The sequence below is a fragment of the Coleofasciculus sp. H7-2 genome (assembly GCF_042747725.1).
In the GTDB taxonomy this organism is placed as follows: Bacteria; Cyanobacteriota; Cyanobacteriia; order Cyanobacteriales; family FACHB-T130; genus FACHB-T130.
The window spans coordinates 47,598-63,255 of sequence record NZ_JBHZGO010000004.1 but is presented as its reverse complement, the minus strand read 5'-3'; the positions used below and the strand labels follow the sequence as shown (position 1 = coordinate 63,255).

General features: G+C 45.7%; 19 protein-coding genes. 9 read left to right on the top strand and 10 right to left on the bottom strand.

All coding sequences use genetic code 11. From position 1 onward, the window contains the following. Positions 1–147 precede the first annotated feature (147 nt). The 3 genes from ACFW2W_RS01330 to ACFW2W_RS01320 all read left to right on the top strand — a co-directional run bounded on the left by ACFW2W_RS01330 (position 148) and on the right by ACFW2W_RS01320 (position 1,189). Positions 148–408, top strand: a complete 261-nt coding sequence (locus ACFW2W_RS01330; RefSeq protein ID WP_378172271.1) for a hypothetical protein — start codon at positions 148–150, stop codon at positions 406–408. Positions 409–714: 306 nt separating this feature from the next. Then, entirely contained in the window at positions 715–993 is a 279-nt protein-coding gene (locus ACFW2W_RS01325; protein WP_378172269.1) for a type II toxin-antitoxin system HicA family toxin, read from the top strand. Beyond that, complete coding sequence (locus ACFW2W_RS01320) at positions 977–1,189, top strand: type II toxin-antitoxin system HicB family antitoxin (protein ID WP_378172293.1); 213 nt, start codon at positions 977–979, stop codon at positions 1,187–1,189. Before ACFW2W_RS01325 ends, ACFW2W_RS01320 begins: the two co-directional genes overlap by 17 nt. Positions 1,190–1,245: 56 nt before the next feature. Here the strand turns inward: ACFW2W_RS01320 and ACFW2W_RS01315 are convergent, their stop codons facing one another. From ACFW2W_RS01315 to ACFW2W_RS01300, 4 genes are all read right to left on the bottom strand, one after another. Next, positions 1,246–1,620 (bottom strand): type II toxin-antitoxin system VapC family toxin, encoded by a 375-nt coding sequence (locus ACFW2W_RS01315; protein WP_378172267.1) that lies wholly within the window; start codon positions 1,618–1,620, stop codon positions 1,246–1,248. Then, the gene (locus ACFW2W_RS01310) at positions 1,620–1,910 is read right to left on the bottom strand and encodes a hypothetical protein (RefSeq protein ID WP_378172265.1); all 291 of its coding nucleotides are present in this window, start codon (positions 1,908–1,910) and stop codon (positions 1,620–1,622) included. The genes ACFW2W_RS01315 and ACFW2W_RS01310 overlap by 1 nt, the downstream gene beginning before the upstream one ends. Before the next feature lie 105 nt (positions 1,911–2,015). Then, entirely contained in the window at positions 2,016–2,219 is a 204-nt protein-coding gene (locus ACFW2W_RS01305; protein WP_378172290.1) for a type II toxin-antitoxin system RelE/ParE family toxin, read from the bottom strand. Positions 2,220–2,265: 46 nt separating this feature from the next. Then, positions 2,266–2,535: a hypothetical protein gene (locus ACFW2W_RS01300; protein WP_378172262.1), complete on the bottom strand. Its 270-nt coding sequence runs from the start codon at positions 2,533–2,535 to the stop codon at positions 2,266–2,268. 127 nt (positions 2,536–2,662) lie between these two features. On the opposite strand from ACFW2W_RS01300, the gene ACFW2W_RS01295 reads away from it, so the two are divergent. Next, positions 2,663–4,627, top strand: coding sequence for a hypothetical protein (locus ACFW2W_RS01295; protein WP_378172259.1), 1,965 nt, complete (start codon positions 2,663–2,665; stop codon positions 4,625–4,627). An 80-nt stretch (positions 4,628–4,707) separates the two neighbouring features. Here ACFW2W_RS01295 and ACFW2W_RS01290 read toward each other — a convergent pair whose 3' ends face one another. Further along, a complete protein-coding gene (locus ACFW2W_RS01290) occupies positions 4,708–5,526 on the bottom strand; it encodes a DUF3598 family protein (protein ID WP_378172257.1) in 819 nt (272 codons plus the stop codon). A gap of 33 nt (positions 5,527–5,559) precedes the next feature. Further along, positions 5,560–6,462, bottom strand: a complete 903-nt coding sequence (locus ACFW2W_RS01285; RefSeq protein WP_378172255.1) for a cell division protein FtsX — start codon at positions 6,460–6,462, stop codon at positions 5,560–5,562. A gap of 179 nt (positions 6,463–6,641) precedes the next feature. Between ACFW2W_RS01285 and ACFW2W_RS01280 the strand changes: the two genes are divergently transcribed. The 5 genes from ACFW2W_RS01280 (at position 6,642) to ACFW2W_RS01260 (ending at position 9,995) form a co-directional block, all read left to right on the top strand. Continuing rightward, positions 6,642–6,950: a hypothetical protein gene (locus ACFW2W_RS01280; protein ID WP_378172252.1), complete on the top strand. Its 309-nt coding sequence runs from the start codon at positions 6,642–6,644 to the stop codon at positions 6,948–6,950. Positions 6,951–6,953: 3 nt separating this feature from the next. Further along, positions 6,954–7,517 carry a hypothetical protein gene (locus ACFW2W_RS01275; protein ID WP_378172249.1) on the top strand — a complete coding sequence of 188 codons (564 nt, stop codon included), beginning with the start codon at positions 6,954–6,956 and terminating at the stop codon, positions 7,515–7,517. Positions 7,518–7,642: 125 nt separating this feature from the next. Continuing rightward, the gene (gene def, locus ACFW2W_RS01270) at positions 7,643–8,206 is read left to right on the top strand and encodes a peptide deformylase (protein ID WP_378172246.1); all 564 of its coding nucleotides are present in this window, start codon (positions 7,643–7,645) and stop codon (positions 8,204–8,206) included. Between the two features lie 17 nt (positions 8,207–8,223). Beyond that, positions 8,224–8,418: a hypothetical protein gene (locus ACFW2W_RS01265; RefSeq protein ID WP_190410931.1), complete on the top strand. Its 195-nt coding sequence runs from the start codon at positions 8,224–8,226 to the stop codon at positions 8,416–8,418. Positions 8,419–8,636: 218 nt separating this feature from the next. Continuing rightward, positions 8,637–9,995 carry a PrsW family glutamic-type intramembrane protease gene (locus ACFW2W_RS01260; RefSeq protein WP_378172243.1) on the top strand — a complete coding sequence of 453 codons (1,359 nt, stop codon included), beginning with the start codon at positions 8,637–8,639 and terminating at the stop codon, positions 9,993–9,995. 4 nt (positions 9,996–9,999) lie between these two features. Here the strand turns inward: ACFW2W_RS01260 and ACFW2W_RS01255 are convergent, their stop codons facing one another. The 4 genes from ACFW2W_RS01255 to ACFW2W_RS01240 all read right to left on the bottom strand — a co-directional run bounded on the left by ACFW2W_RS01255 (position 10,000) and on the right by ACFW2W_RS01240 (position 15,400). Then, positions 10,000–11,076 (bottom strand): YheT family hydrolase, encoded by a 1,077-nt coding sequence (locus ACFW2W_RS01255; protein WP_378172240.1) that lies wholly within the window; start codon positions 11,074–11,076, stop codon positions 10,000–10,002. A 446-nt stretch (positions 11,077–11,522) separates the two neighbouring features. Then, the gene (locus tag ACFW2W_RS01250) at positions 11,523–12,131 is read right to left on the bottom strand and encodes an exopolysaccharide biosynthesis protein (RefSeq protein WP_378172237.1); all 609 of its coding nucleotides are present in this window, start codon (positions 12,129–12,131) and stop codon (positions 11,523–11,525) included. An 878-nt stretch (positions 12,132–13,009) separates the two neighbouring features. Continuing rightward, entirely contained in the window at positions 13,010–13,588 is a 579-nt protein-coding gene (locus tag ACFW2W_RS01245; protein ID WP_378172235.1) for a hypothetical protein, read from the bottom strand. Positions 13,589–13,762: 174 nt separating this feature from the next. Beyond that, positions 13,763–15,400: a CHAT domain-containing protein gene (locus tag ACFW2W_RS01240; protein ID WP_378172232.1), complete on the bottom strand. Its 1,638-nt coding sequence runs from the start codon at positions 15,398–15,400 to the stop codon at positions 13,763–13,765. Between the last annotated feature and the right edge of the window lie 258 nt (positions 15,401–15,658).

Below are 15,658 nucleotides of genomic sequence, written 5' to 3'. Positions count from 1 at the left end.
GCACCATTTCTCAAAGCATGGAGGCATTGCGTCGGGTGTAGTTTCCTTCATGGGTATTTTTCAACGTGAACTTCTTATCTGGCATGGAGCATAACTCATTTGGTTTTAATTCATTGTTTAAGTCCCGCTAACAAAATTGACTGGGGGATGTCTTCAGACATTTGGACAAACGTACTTGTAACTCCTAGCGGAACGATGGCTAGGGCGCAACAGGCACAGAATTTGGGAGGAAAACTGATCGCCTATCTGATTGCTGCTGACAAGATGACAAAAGAAGAAATCGAGGCGGTTCATCGGGAATACAACCTTGCAAATGGTATAGACATTAATGACCCTGATATTGAACTAAAGCCGTTGCCCAAGCCTGTAGTAGAGGTAGCATCTGAACTTGTAGGGGCTTCAGCCTAGCTGCTTGAATTGCTGCCTTCACAATTTTAGCTGTCATTCTCAGGGGACTAGTAGGACTGTAGTTCCCTGCAAAATTTACAATAATCCGATCGCAGATGGATGCCGTAACCATCAAGCTCAAAGCGATCATTGAACTAACGGATGAGCGACGGCTTAAAAAGCCGTGTGGTATAAAGTGTTGTGATTGGCGCACTCGAAAGTCGGGTAATCCCTACAAAAAAAATCAAAAACTCTCTTGTAGAATTACACAATATTTTGATACGATGTGTTTATATATTTATCTATTAACTACTATGAAAAACACTAATGAGTCAAGTAGACAAACTTTTAGTCAAAATCCTAAGTGGGACTTCAGATGCCAACATCCCCTTTGCGGCAATGTGTCAAGGATTACGCCAACTTGGCTTTGGCGAACGGATTAACGGTAGTCATCACATTTTTAGCAAAGAAGGTGTTGAAGAAATCCTGAATCTGCAACCCAAAAATGCCAAAGGCAAACCCTATCAGGTTAAGCAAGTCCGCGCAGTGATTTTGAAGTACAAACTGGTAAGCCAAGATGATGCCCAAGATGATGATGCGCTATGAGGTCATCCTATACTGGAGCGAAGAAGATCAAGCATTCATTGCAGAAGTGCCTGAATTACCAGGTTGTGCAGCAGATGGAGCTACCTATCAAGAAGCTGTGCAAAATGTAGAAATCATTATGCAGGAGTGGATTGAGACTGCTAAGGAGCTAGGGCGTCCAATTCCTGAACCGAAAGGTCGCTTGATGTTTGCCTAGTTGATTAAGGCTGAAGTGCGATCGCGTCTCTCTTTTCCGAGAATGGGAGCGCTACCTCATATTCCTTCAGTCTCAAAGGGGTTAAGAAACAGCAGTTCAGCGATCCATCGGAAATCCTCTATGTTTCGTGTCACCAAAGTCCTGCCATATACCAAGGCTGTTCCGGCGATAATCGCATCGCCAAGCGTCATTCTCCTTACCTGCCGCAGTGCCACTGCCCGGTCGAGGACTGCCTGAGAGATAGGTAAAACCTCAACAACGCGAAAGAATTCCTCGAAGTACAAGCGAGATTCTTCTGTTAGCTGATGATAGCCTAATACTTCAACGTAACTCAGTGCCCATACTGCGATTTCGCGATCGCTAATAAACCGCCTTATCTGATCGTGTTCTGGCTGGGAAGCGTAGATGATAATGTTACTATCAAGTAGCATTATCTATCTCTATCAGGAAGGGGACGATCTTGACGCAACTCTTGCTGCCATCTAACCGGATCGCTAACCTCAGAAAAGACATTACTTGCAGCAAGTTTTTCCAATATCTCAACTATTTTTTTCCGCCGAAGCTCAGGGCTTAAACTTGAATTATTCCCGACTTCTAGCGATCGCTGCTTCTCAGATATAATCTGGGGACGAATCAATGCTGTCAAATATTCTAAGAGTCGCAGTTGCTCATCAGGAGTGAGGCTTTGAACTTGAATCAGCACATCGTTATAAGTAGTCATAGACTTTCTATTGGGATTTCTGATTTCTGAGTTTAGTTTATAGCGATTGCGTCTATCTATTCCGAGAGTGCGATCGCGTCTATCTTTCACGGAATGCGATCGCTCCTACTTATAAACATCTCCACGAGAACCAATCTGAGTTACGATATACATCTGATTTTCTCTGTCTACTTGAATCAGAACCCGATACTTTCCTAGCCGCAACCGCAACTCAGGACGACCTTTGAGGGGTTTAATGTCAAGCAATGTAGAATCTGTTACTAAAGTATCCAATGCACTGATAATACGCATTTGGTCATCCGGTTGCATCCGCAGTAAATAACGTTCAGCTGGTTTTAGGACAATGTATTGCCAGTTAGCCAACTTTGTTCCCAAACAACTTTTGTTTTAGGTCTTCTGAGGATATTCCTGGGTCACGACCTGCTAAGTAATCTTGCCAAGCGGCTTCGCTTTCGGCTATCTCTTCCGGCGGTATAGTTTCGTCATCGTCTTCAACTTCTACAGGGTGACGAACCAATGCTGTTAATGCTTCTAGCAACTTAGTTTGTTCAGCAAAGGTAAGGCGTTTAACTTGACTAAGTACCTCCTCAAAGGTAAGCATACTATCTCCTAAATTTTTTGGCATCTAGTCTAAATATAAGCGCGATCGCATTCATCTTTCCCTAAAGTGCGATCGCGTCTATCTTCCTAAAGTGCGATCGCTTCTCTTTACTCATGCCAAAATCAGAGCATCTGAATTATCTCTGTTGCTAATGAAACGTCTTACAATTTTTCGACACACAGCGACAGCATCCGTACTGGCTCTAGCAGTATTGGTTTGCAGCACCAAAACTACTTCCTTATCCAGAGCAAATACACCGAGTCCTATTGCATCTCCATCCATTACCAAGGATGCAAATGGTTTAGTTCAGATTCAGCCGCTACCCGTCGATGCAAAGTTTCAGAACCAGTGGACGCCTGAACTTGAAAAAGAGTTTCAGCAAAGAGCGAATGAAGTTATTCGCTACTACACGGGTAAAAAATACAACAACAACAGCGGGGAAAACGAAAAGCAAACTTATCCTCTTGCCATGTTTGACTTTTTAGCTGGCAACCGAGAGAAAGCGATCGCTTTTTTGGAAAAGGAAGACAAACAAGCCCAAGATAACGCCCACACTGACGGTATTGACTATTACTATTCTTTTACCCTCAAAGGTCAAATTAGAAAATATTTTTTCTTTGGTAAATTTCTAGATCCTGCCTACAAACAACGGATGTTTAATGGAGCAAAAAAATGGACAAAGCAAGATCCTAATGGTCGTCCCCACCCGATTTATGGGAGAGGTCGTGGCGGTGATAGTTGGGGACCAGATGTGCGTGGTAGCTGGGTTGACGGGCGCAATACCGATAATCTTAGAGCGATGCGCGAGATATCGGTTTATCTAATGGCAGAGGAAACTGGTAATGAAGATGTGCGCCAGTTATACAAAAAGAAAATTCAGCGATATGTCTGGGCGCTTTATCACATCGGGATGGGCGAGTGGGATTCGGAAAATTACCACGGTCATACCCTTGCTGCCTACCTTAACCTCTATGATTTTGCGAAAGATCCAGAAGTAAAACAACTCGGTAAAGCAGCTCTTGATTGGCTTTGTGCTGCGGGGGCAGTGAAGTATTATCATGGCGGTTTTGGAGGGCCAACTAAGCGAGATTATGGCAAAAGTAATGTCGTGTATGGTTCATCTGCCGCCCGTTTGCTCTGGCTATATTTTGGGGACAATTCGCTGCCTAATCCTAAGCCAGAACACGATTCAATTCACATCATTACTAGCGCTTACCGTCCTCCACTCGCAGTTGTGGCATTAGCCCGCAAGCAGTTTAAAAAGCCGATTGAATTACTCGCTACAAAACCAGTTTATGAAAATTGGCAGCCTGGAGGAGAAGACCGACCAGGTTATTGGGAAACCACATTTTTCGGCAACACTTATCAGATGGGTAGCGTAGTTGGTGAATTTAGCGATGGTGATGTTGGCCCTTTCAAATTGATAGCTGAAAATTCTCAGCGAGGGGTTGATTATTTTGTCGTTAACACGGGCGACGACAGAATGAAACCAGGAAAAAATCCAGGCGATCAAATAGGACAGTACCGCAACTTGGCACTTTGGCTACGACCTGCTTCTGATAAATCTTTTTTCTTTCAGCTACCTAAAAAGGCTAAATTAGAGATTGAAAATGGAATTTGGTTCTTTAAGTTAGAAAAAACCTGGCTAGCAATTCATCCAATAAATTTTAGTGCTTACACTGAAGTTCCTATTGACGATCAGAAACTATCGCAATACCAAGAGGAAAAAACGTTAAAAGTAACAACAACCAGCAATCAATATTATGGCTTTGCTTTAGAGGTAGGAGAGGAGCAAAATACAAGCAGTTATGCTAATTTTAAAAAAGCGGTGAAGAGTAAGTCTAAATTAGATTTAAATCAGATAACGGCAGGCATTGTGCAATTTAAAGCAACAACCGGCGATACTCTCAAAATTACGCACAATCCTAATAATGACCTGCCGATTATTGTCCGCAATGGGATCGAGTATGATTGGTTCAAGAATTTTGATATCTACAAATCACCTGAGGGAAATAGTCCTATTTATTTAGGTTGGAAACAAGGAAGCCTCAGGGTTGAAGCCGGTAATTTAGTGTTTGAAGAGACGGTTTTAAGTGATGGAAAGGTGAGGTTTTAATTTTTTTTAACGCCAAGGTAAACGCCAAGGTACGCAAAGTTAAAAACTGTTCTACGTTTCTGTGCGATTAGCTTTGTTTGTTATACCTTACGCTCTGTAATTAGGGTGAGGTTAATCCATTCTCCTTTATCGCTATAGCGGCGAATCATTCGCTGGCGCAAGTCTGGCTGCAATAACCAACCTACTTCTAGAACAAAAGATTGACCTGTCTTTACTTGCAGCGGGCAATTGGAAGAGGCACCATCTGGTAAAAACAATACTTGAACGGGTTGGGAACCTCGATCAAAGTGGAGAATGTTACCGTTAATTTTTGCAGTTGAGGTGAGGGTACGATCGCCAAAGCTCAATTGCTGAATTACGTTTCCACTCTCTTCATAGTCAACTTTGAGCGTGGTGGAATAAGTATCGGGAGAGCGATAATCTGGATAGATTGTTACTGCTTCTCCTTGCCATTCTCCTATCAGTTGATCTAAAGTTAGAGCTGGGCGTTCCGGAACGTCTGAACCAGCTAGCTTTTCTCGAATTAAGGTAATTTTATCTAATTGACTGTCTCGATTAAATATCTGCACGAGACGCAGACGCCGATTGCCATGAATTAAGCCGAGTTCAGCTCCAAATTCGGAAAAAGGAGCCAGTTGAATCGAACCTTGGGAAAAGGCTCCATTTTCAAAAAATAGAACGCTTTTTCCTAAGGAACTATATTCGAGAACTTTCTCATCTGGCGGTTGACTGGGTGGTAAGCGGCGGATGATTTGGCGAATGGTTTGGTTATTGTCTAAACCTTGTAGAGAAACAACTGTAGGAGTATCTTCCAGTAATTCTCCAGTGGGTGAAAGACGGGTAAATGAACCTTGCCATTCCCCTAGATTTTGCAGCAAACGTTCCCATTGTGATGCCATAAAAAATTTTGAGTTTTGAGTTTCAAGTGCCAACTATCGCAAAGCAAAGCGGCGGACAGCAAACAAACTCCCCATCAAGCCGACTGAACCGCCTAAACAAAGCAAAATCAGGGGCAACAGTAAAACTTGTAGAGGACTTAATTGCAGTCCGTTCACGAGAAATTGAATAAAATCGGGCTGAGTTGATAACAAGTTGCTCAAAGTACGCTGGATGGTGCTAATGAGAACCCAAGCGATCGCTGCCCCAACTAAACCAAAGCTAATCCCTTGTAATATAAACGGTAGATAAATCCAAGCTGTCGTTGCTCCCACCAGTTGCATAATCTCAATTTCCCGCCGTCGCGCCATCACAATCAGGCGAATCGTGGTGGTAATCACTGCAACTGCGGTCATACTCAGGACAGTGGTGATCGTAAGACTTACATAGCTCAAACCTTTATTGAGCTGAGCCAGTCGTTGTACCGCCTCATCTACATACTGCACGTCATCCACCCCTGGCACTTTCCCCAGCTTCTGAGCTAAAACGGGTACTGCCTCGGAAGTCCGCGCCTTCACTTTCAGCTCATCCACTAGAGGATTCCCTTCGAGTTGCTGGGTGGCACCGTCAATATCCGACATTCCCAGCTCTTTTACCAAAGATTCCCAAGCTTGCTCTTTGGAAATGGTTTTTACCTCGACCACTTCTGGCATTTTCCCCACGATTGGGGCTACAAGTTCCACCCGCGCTCCGGGATCTAAATATACAGATACTTCCAACTGGCTCCCAAATTGAGTCAGCAGGCGTTCTAGCTGCCAGGATGCCTGTAAACTCATGCCGAACAAGAACAGCAAAACGGTAACGGTACTGATTGCCGCCCAATTCATCCAACCTCCGCGCCGCAACCCCAGGAAGGTTTCGCGCAGCAGGTAGTCCAGTTTGCTCAGGAATTTAAACACGAATTTCCTCCTCAACCACAGGTATCATCAGAGAGTTTATAGCACGGGCGTTCCATTCTTTGAAGAGTAGATTTTAGAGCTGCATTAGATTCTACTCTCCCGAACCGTCCCCACTTGCCTTGAAGACCTAATATTTTGTATTATTTGTAGTATGAAGTGTTAATAATTATGCTTAAGTTATGAATCAGTATCGCTTTAAACGGTCATTCTCTGCTGACTCCAATTTAAGTAATAAGTTGTTTGACTTGGTTGAAATCGTGTTTCCTGGACTGGGGGACATAGCAGAATGCGGGAGAAAATTAGGCGCATCGTGGGAAGATGCTTCGACTCCGTTTATTCGGTTTCACGACGACATAGCTATTACCCATGTAGGAGTGTTAGAAATTCCTATGCAAATTATGGGACAAACGGTGACGGTGGGGGGAGTCCATGCAGTATGCACGCGGACGGAATTTCGCAGGCGCGGCTACTACCGCGAAGTGATATAAGAGGTGCTGAAATATTGCGATAAACGCTATGAAACGCTGGTATTAACAACGCTGAACCCAGAATTTTATACGTCTTTTGGCTTTCGGAAACTAGAAGAATACGTGTTTAAAATAAGATGGTATTCCCAGAGTGGCAACGATGGTTTTAGAATACTGAATTTTGATGATGCCAAAGATTTAAAATTGCTACACAGACTGTTGGAAACGCGGATACCTGTTTCTAAGATTGTTGGAGTTGTGAAAGAAAAAGCCTTATTTTGCGCCAATGAAGGAAGTCGCCCTTTATACTATGCAGAAGATTTGGATTTAATCGCTTGCATGGAAATAAAAGATACCCAACTCCACCTTTTTGATATAGTGGCAACGCAGATATGTCCGTTGAAAGAAATTATCGAAAGAATACCTCAAACCATTGAAGAGGTGACGATATACTTTAGTCCTGAACTTTTGGATGCAGGAGATATCGGGGCATTTCCCCACGCATTTGATGAGACGGTGCTGATGGCGAGGGGTAAATTTGCAGCAGAGGGGGAAAAATTTATGCTACCGCGTTCGGCGCGTTGTTGATGAAAGTAGGTGTTGGGGGACGATAGCAAGGAAGTTAAGTAGTAATTCAGCTAACAGCTGAGAACTGTTAAGATAAAAAAACTCGACCCATTGAACAAAGAGCTGTATCTGCGAGCCAGAATGCTATGACGACTGAAGTTGCCGTCGAAAAGAAAAAGTTAGAAAAACCGCCATTAGAAATTCACTATATGGGCGATCGCGTCCTGCGTCAGCCTGCCAAACGCATTGCCAAGGTAGACAACGAAATTCGGCAACTCGTGCGGGAAATGCTGCAAACCATGTACAGCGCAGATGGCATTGGTTTGGCAGCGCCTCAAGTAGCGATGCACAAACAGATGATTGTCATTGACACCGAACCGGATAACGCCGCTAATCAGCCTTTAGTATTGATTAACCCCACCATCAAGAAATTTGGTCGCGACGTGTGCCTCTTCCAAGAAGGCTGTCTGAGCATTCCTGGCGTCTACCTTGACGTAAAACGCCCAGAAATGGTGGAAGTGTCTTTTAAAGACGAACAGGGACGCCCCCGCACTATAAAGGCAACTGGGCTACTCTCCCGCGCCATTCAGCACGAGATGGATCACCTCAATGGCGTGCTGTTTGTGGATCGGGTGGAAAATGCGATCGCTTTGAATGAAGAGCTAAAAAAATATGGCTTCTCTGCTCAAGCTGTCAAGCCAGTGGCTTAAGGATATATCCGCCCATGATGACCCCTAAAAGTGGTGTATTTTTGCTCGGTTCTTGCGTAGCAGCGATCGCTGCCGTTGGCTCTATTTTTGAACTCGCTTCTGGAAACCCAGACTTGGGCAACTTGCCCACCGGGATCATCCTGGCTGCCAGTATTCCTCTGGTGGGATTTCTGTTCTATGCCGCAGTTCGGGAAGCTAACTCTCACCAATAAACAAGCATTGAATCAGGGTGATAGAAATCAACAAAAAATCACCTATTAGAGCTTGAAACCCGGTTTCTTGAAGAAATCGGGTTTCTGAGCGATAGGGTTTTTTGTGATGATGTGCTGAGTTGTTAGCTTTTAGCCGGACAGACGGGGGTTAACCCCAGTCTCTACACTCCCCACTAATTGCTAAGCTATCGCTAATCGCTTTCTCACAATCTACTAAAATGACAGGCCAGAGCTACACAAGTGGGTTTCTCCGGCTGCTTTCTACTGGTGCTGCTGGTAAGCCACTGCCCCCATACTTGCTTCCGATAAATCAGGAAGTAGTAATTGGGCGCGAACCCAGTTGTCAAATTGTGTTGGATTCCAACCAACATGGTGTTGTATCCAGGCGTCATGCGGCAGTCCGTCCCCTTACTCAGTCAGGAGTAGCACCCAGTTGGCAAATTTGCGATCTTGATAGTGCCAATGGTACCTACGTGAACGGGAGACGCTTGCAGGGATGTCAAATTTTGCACCCAGGAGATCGCATTGAGTTGGGGCAAAACGGCGCAGAATTTATTTTTGAGTCCCAAGTCCCCTCGATCAAAACTCAACTGTCGTCTCAGCCAATCGCACCTGTGCAGCCATCCCAGCCGGAAGGAGTGACATTTACCCAGTTATTTCCCATTCTTTCAACCGGACGAGATTTAACTAAAAAAGCTTATCTAATACCGGGGATGGTTACAGTCGGATTTGTGGTACTAATGTTTGCCGCCGTCGGTGAGTCGGTGGTATTCAATCTGGTACTGGCAGCTTATCTCGCTTGGGCAGCTTATTACTTTGTCTACCAACTTTGCGGCAAGCATAAGCCTTGGTGGGTACTACTAGGTTCAGCCGCCACCACCGCCTTGATTTTGGTCAGTCCTGTTTTACTGGCTTTTATCTATGTTTTTCGCCGTATTTTGCCCGGAGACGTAGAAGCGGTACTCCGAGGTTCGGAACAGGTTAGTTTGATCGACTTTCCCAATTTGTTGATCCGAATGTTTTTCGGGGCAGGATTGATGGAGGAGTTGCTCAAGGCGTTGCCAGTGCTGGGATTGTATTTAATTGGGCGGGGATTTCGCTCTCCTTGGCGCGATCGCATTGGCGTCTGGGAACCCCTGGATGGAATCCTGCTGGGAACCGCCTCAGCAGTTGGCTTCACCCTGTTAGAAACGCTAGGTCAATATGTACCCCAGATTATCCAAAATGTGACGCTGCAAGCTGGAGAAGGCGCTGGAGAATTGGTGGGATTGCAACTCCTGATTCCCCGAATTTTAGGCTCAGTGGCAGGACACATGGCTTACAGTGGCTATCTAGGCTATTTCATTGGGTTGAGTGCCCTGAAGCCCAAGAAGCGCTGGACAATTTTGCTGATTGGTTATCTTACAGCAGCGGGACTCCATGCCCTGTGGAACGCCACAGGCGCTGTCAGCGGCTTATTGTTGGCGGTGGTGGGAATTGTGTCCTATGCCTTTTTAACAGCGGCAATTCTCAAAGCGCGTGCTTTATCTCCAACGCGAAATTCAAACTTTGCCACCCGTTTTGGGAACTTATCGTAGCTTTTTAACCCAAAGAAGACAACTCTTGGCGAACCTTTGCGTTAAAAAACTCTAAAATTCGATTCCACGCCCACCAAGGATCGGGATCTCCTGTTTGATGCTGACATTCCCGGCTGCTGATGTAGCCAACATGACCGCCATATTGCGTCAGCGCTAAAGTAATGTCAGGATTGCGATCGCTAGCAGCTTGCAACTCAGGCACAATTGAAGGGTCAAACAGGGGATCGTCAGCGGCGTACAGAATCAGCGTCGGTTTTTTGAGGTGAGGTAACAGGTGTAGGGCACTGCTGGCGTCATAATACGCTTCGACGGATGGAAAGCCCAATCGCCCGATTACCAGCTCATTATCAAAGCCCCAAATGCTGTTAGCCCGCTCAATAGCTACGGGATCGATTGCTTCAGGATGAGCATGATAAACGCGCCAAGCCAGTCTTTTTAATTCTTGCGCGATCGCTTGTTCCAAATACTTACCCAGCGGATGTTTCACCAAATAGGATAGGGAACGGTTAGAATCTAGGCTGGGACAAATCACCGCAGCCCCCCCAATCTCCCTTTCCTGCAACCCTAATTCCTGACTTCTCCCCGTTAACAACTCCTGTGACGCTTTCACCGCCCATAGCGCCAGTTGTCCTCCCAACGAGTACCCCGTGAACCAGAACGGTGCAGGACAACCCATCGCCTTAGCTTGGGCAGCAATCCAGACGAAATCTTCTCCCTCGTACAAGCCATCAGAAGTCAAGGTAGGAGACAACTGAGCGGTTTTCCCGTGGGCACGCCAATCAAATAGCACCACTGCATAGCCTTGTGCAAATGCCTTGCGCCCCAGCAGTCTCAGAAACCATTGATTCTCCAAATCGCCAGTAATGCCATAAGTACCCACAATCGTAGCGCGAGGTCGATCGGGAATGGCAACCCAGCCATAAATCGGCACGTCTCCTGCACCTGTAAAAATTGTCTCTCGGTAACTTGGCTCTGGCTCTACAGTCATCTTCTCCCATTCACGACCCGCCCGCAAAGCAGTATATAAGGTCATTGTCAGACCATTTCTCAGCAACCAAGGCGGCGTATAGGGCTTCGGCATCAACAAGCGCATCTGTAGAGTTCTGAGGATTATCTGAGCATTAACTTAATACAGCTTAACAAACTAATGCTGGGTGTCTAAATCCTATTGAAATATTGAAAAACAATCATTGTAGAGGTACACAGATATCAATACGGTTCGGTTAAAAATAACTGTAGTAGCACGTCTAGCGTAATTTGTTGGGTAAAGCAACGCCTATAAATGCTTGCAAATTTTGATGAGAGCGAATTTCCTCAACCCAGCATTTTAGCCTAGACGCGCTAGTAGGTTGGGCTGAGGCAACGTTACCCAACAAATGCTTATGTTTTGTTAGGTTTTCTTCCTCAATCCTTCCCTACGCGAACTTTGGTGTTTTTCGCTCTAACCGAACCGTATTGACACAGATATGCGCCTCTACACTTCTATCTCACCAGCCCGAAGAACGAGAAATCTCTAAATTATAGAATTCACTGAAACAAGGTTTGCACAAACAAACTCAACGCTTGCCAGAACGTGCCAGCAGCCACTGCAAACAACAAAGTAATCGCCACAGTTAATCCATAACTGAAACACATCAGTAAACCATCGGCTTCTAACATGGCAATGACGAGTAGCAAAATCCCAATTGTTGGAATGGGATTCGTAAAGGGTATCGGTAACATCAGCAACACAGACAGCCATGCAATACAAAGCCCATTTAATTGCCAAATTTGAGGATTGTCTGCGATCCAGCGTAACCGGGGACGAGTCACTTTCTCCAACACCCCCGTGACTCGTTGCAGGTTTTTTAAAAGTTGCTGGACAAACCAGCGGGGAAATTGGAACTGGCGAATTCTTTTGGGTAGCCAAGGAAAACGTTGCCCTAAAGCCATTTGCAACGCTAATATCAAGCTGCCGCTACCCAATATTACTGTAAATCCGGGTGGCATCGGAAACAGAAAAGGCAAAACAAGTAATGCGATAACTAAACTAAAGCCCCGTTCAGAAGTTTCTGCCAGAACATCTGCTAGAGTCAACGGTTGATTCGCTAACTTTTCTAGAAGAGACTTGATATTTTGAGAAAATCTGAGGTGCATGGGATGTTAAATTCTGGGTTTCCAGATCAACTTTTTTTCAATAAATAAACATCTTTTATAATTTTAATGTAAAGGAAGATTGCTTTTTTAAACGACACTTAACTATTGGCTAGAGAAAAAATTGCAGTGATGTAAAGCAGATCGACCCCTGATTGTACAGACAGAAAAATTTAAAAAATCCCACTAAATATGGATGTTATTGAGGAGGATCTCATTGCTGGGTGTAGCAAGAGATGGTTACACAATTGCGATCCCCTAACTTATTTTAGCTAGCCATTCTGGCGGATGAGAATATCCTAGGAGATACTAAAGCTTGCAGTTGGTTACTCACTTAGGAACAACAACTAGCTATGCCAGCAGGAAGAAGTGCTTCTCATCTCCCGGAGAGGGAGGTGTTTTAGAAGGGGTAAGCAAATTTTTCAAACTGCTGTTGGGTTTCACGCTGTTCAACCCAACCTACACGGAAAGATTTGTCAGCCAGCCAGATGATGATCCTTAACCAGTGGAAGCGATCGCCTACCGGGGTCAGAAAAAAATAATGATGTTTTGTAACAAAAATTTTACTTCTTGCATAAAAACCGGAATTAGACCGATATCTATACAGAGGGGACGGGTCTGCCTACAAGCAGACCCTCGTTAACAACCCTCCAATCTTCTCCCACGTCGTCCATAGGAGCCTCTAAAATGACTGATTAAATGAACAGCTTGGTAAATTGCCACGATCAATGTTGGCGAACTCGATCGGCACTACAAGGCAGCCAGGAATAGAAGTACACTTTCCTGAGTCCTTGTCTGAGACGCTATGGGGTTATTCTTAAGCGCCAATCAAAACGAAAATTATGCCCGCTACTACGCAGAGAATAAAGCTGGTAAAGTGTCTACTCAGGGGACTTATTTTGTGCTGAAGGGTTAAGGTCGTTGAATTGTCTTAGCGCATACCGGGAAATTGCCAAACTCAACCGTGCCCGTTCGCTCTCTGATAACTCATCCCACTCAGCTGGGCGGACAATTTCAGCCTCCGAGCCTCGCATGGCAGAAGCCAAAGGACGCGCCCATACCTGCAACACATCTTCTCCCCATTCTGGCAGCAGCTCTTGAACGCACTGTACCATCTGATCCGCGATTGACAGAGGGCTTGATACAACCTGTTGGGCTTTGTGAGCGATCGCATCCAGCCAAGCTTGGGGAACGCGGGCGGCAAACCGCTCGCTCAAACTAGATGTAACTGCGATCGCTGCTGCTTTCGGCACAACTGCCACATTCGCATTTGCCCAACATTGGTCAAACTTTGCATAGAGCGCTTGCGACCCTCTGCTGATTTCTTCATCTAACCATCCCTCAAGTTCAAACCCTTGTTCCAGCTCTGTCCAATAGGCTTCCACATTTGGATCGGCAGGATTCCAGGGATAGGGAGCTTCTTCAGGCTGGAGGAGTGCCTCTAGTAGTTCTGTTTGCACTTGAGAAAGAGAATTCTCATAACATCCTGAATCAATTGATTTCCTTGCCATCATGATGCTCCTGTGTATTGATATACCGTTCTTGGCAGGGGTAGATACAGCGACACTTTAGCGAGTTCCGTAAATATTATTTAGCACTCAGTATTCTAGAGGGCGATCGCTCAAGAGCATACCCTAGAACTTCGCACTATCTTGAATAATGAACTCCCAAGTCTGACCCTGCATACTCCCAAACTTTATCTGGTCTCCCGATTGCAAAGGCACTTCCGGATGATAGACTTTCTGCCAACCATTGGGTCTTAAAATGAACGTGCCGTAGCGAGATTTATCTTTTAGAAAGTAAGTAAGTTTACCGTCTGGGAGAGCATCACAAATAATTTCAGCGTGTTGCCGAGAAACTTCCTGTTTTTCAATCACCAGGTCATTTCCCTTGGGATTACGTCCGACTCGCAGACTCGTGCCACTAATTGGCGAAACTTTACCAGTTACTCCTAGCGGACGCAGATAGGCAGATGGAGTAGATAAATCGTGCCCGGATGACTTCACACACGGCGGCAGTATCGTCACTTCCTCGCCAATCGGTCGAATCAACTCACCCTCAAAATCCGGGTGCATATACAAAACCGGCAAAGTCCAGGCTGGTTGGTTGAACTTGTAAAGCGTCAACAACTTTTGCCTTGCCACCGCCACCGCCTCATCAATGGGCATCCGTGCTGCCAGAGCTTGTGCAAAAGCCTGAATAAACGAGAGAGCCTCTTCATCGGCAATCGAGTCGCGCATTCCCAAAACTGCTGGAACACCGTGATGGATCAATACCTCTGCCAAACTGCTGCGCGGCAAACTTTGTTGGTTGTGCCGCTCTGGTTGAGCGCCCCAACAGGCATTAAACACCGCCAACGTCACCTGACAGCGAACCAAAACCTGGGCTAACTCCGTGCCATTGATCCTGGCATCAGGTCGCAAAAACAGTAATCCACCATCCGCTGCCGGGACGCCATGACCGGCATAGAACAAAATGTTGTAATTTTCAGTTTCCAGGCGTGAAATCAATTCGGCTTTTGTGGGTTGTAAAAGCGTATCTACCTGGCACAAAACTGTCGCACCAGTATGTTCGCCCTCAGGGTGTAAGTTTGGTCGTCCGCAGCGTTCCAAAATATTAGCCAGCGCCTCCGCTTCTTGTTCCAGCTGCAAGCTGGGAGCGATTTCGCTTTCTGTATCGTGTCCCAGTACCAACAGGATGTTTAAAGCCTGCTCTAAGCGCTGGGGTGGCAGCGGGTCAACCGCATTGCTGGTACGACTAAACAAAAGTTGTTGTGATAGAGAAATCGCCTGTTTCCCAGGTTCGGGCTGCATAATTTCCCAAGGCACAGGAATTAAATCTGGGTCTCGAATTTCTAACCGCAGCCGCAGACGTTTCTTCTGCCCAATTGCAATTCCCTGGCTTTGAGCGAAACTATTTTGAATTTCCCCATCAAATAACCACTTCCAGAGGCTGATTCCTAAGTCTTGCATCAGACGAGCCGTATACGGAAGTGCCTGACCGTTGACATTCGGGGTATCGAGTGGCAATGTCAAGGCTGGTGGAGTCGCCTGATGTACCAGCGGGACATCAGGTAGTCCCCGTGGGGAAAACATTTCCTGCCATGCCAGCCACTTTTGGGTCAACATTTCGGGCCAAGTACAGTCATGCAGGACGTGACCACCCGGACAGGGTGCCTTCATCACCCAAATGGCAAAATGTTCTGCCCCAAGGGTAGTTTTGGAGAGCCGATTGATGGCTAAACTGAGGCAGGGATTCTCAGACTGGGACATTCTAAAGACATTAACCTTAAACCTAGCACTATACGAGGTTTTTTATCAGTCTACCCGAACAACACGGGAATACTCACTGAATATTCTTCACTCGCTCTTATCACCTCAAACAAGCTTATTGAAGAGATGTTTTAGCTTTAGCGATTCAGTATCAATCGTTTTTGGGTAGTGGGTCGTGAGTAATGGGTCAGAAGTCCCTGGCACTCTTCACTGGCAGCCAAAAACAACTGACCTAGAGACACGATGAATCGCTTCTTT

Coding starts and splice junctions, on each gene's coding strand:
- ACFW2W_RS01330 (WP_378172271.1), top strand. CDS start 148: ATGTCTTCAGACATTTGGACAAACGTACTTGTAACTCCTAGCGGAACG.
- ACFW2W_RS01325 (WP_378172269.1), top strand. CDS start 715: ATGAGTCAAGTAGACAAACTTTTAGTCAAAATCCTAAGTGGGACTTCA.
- ACFW2W_RS01320 (WP_378172293.1), top strand. CDS start 977: ATGATGATGCGCTATGAGGTCATCCTATACTGGAGCGAAGAAGATCAA.
- ACFW2W_RS01315 (WP_378172267.1), bottom strand. CDS start 1,620: ATGCTACTTGATAGTAACATTATCATCTACGCTTCCCAGCCAGAACAC.
- ACFW2W_RS01310 (WP_378172265.1), bottom strand. CDS start 1,910: ATGACTACTTATAACGATGTGCTGATTCAAGTTCAAAGCCTCACTCCT.
- ACFW2W_RS01305 (WP_378172290.1), bottom strand. CDS start 2,219: ATGCAACCGGATGACCAAATGCGTATTATCAGTGCATTGGATACTTTA.
- ACFW2W_RS01300 (WP_378172262.1), bottom strand. CDS start 2,535: ATGCCAAAAAATTTAGGAGATAGTATGCTTACCTTTGAGGAGGTACTT.
- ACFW2W_RS01295 (WP_378172259.1), top strand. CDS start 2,663: ATGAAACGTCTTACAATTTTTCGACACACAGCGACAGCATCCGTACTG.
- ACFW2W_RS01290 (WP_378172257.1), bottom strand. CDS start 5,526: ATGGCATCACAATGGGAACGTTTGCTGCAAAATCTAGGGGAATGGCAA.
- ACFW2W_RS01280 (WP_378172252.1), top strand. CDS start 6,642: ATGAATCAGTATCGCTTTAAACGGTCATTCTCTGCTGACTCCAATTTA.
- def (WP_378172246.1), top strand. CDS start 7,643: ATGACGACTGAAGTTGCCGTCGAAAAGAAAAAGTTAGAAAAACCGCCA.
- ACFW2W_RS01265 (WP_190410931.1), top strand. CDS start 8,224: ATGACCCCTAAAAGTGGTGTATTTTTGCTCGGTTCTTGCGTAGCAGCG.
- ACFW2W_RS01260 (WP_378172243.1), top strand. CDS start 8,637: ATGACAGGCCAGAGCTACACAAGTGGGTTTCTCCGGCTGCTTTCTACT.
- ACFW2W_RS01255 (WP_378172240.1), bottom strand. CDS start 11,076: ATGCCGAAGCCCTATACGCCGCCTTGGTTGCTGAGAAATGGTCTGACA.
- ACFW2W_RS01250 (WP_378172237.1), bottom strand. CDS start 12,131: ATGCACCTCAGATTTTCTCAAAATATCAAGTCTCTTCTAGAAAAGTTA.
- ACFW2W_RS01240 (WP_378172232.1), bottom strand. CDS start 15,400: ATGTCCCAGTCTGAGAATCCCTGCCTCAGTTTAGCCATCAATCGGCTC.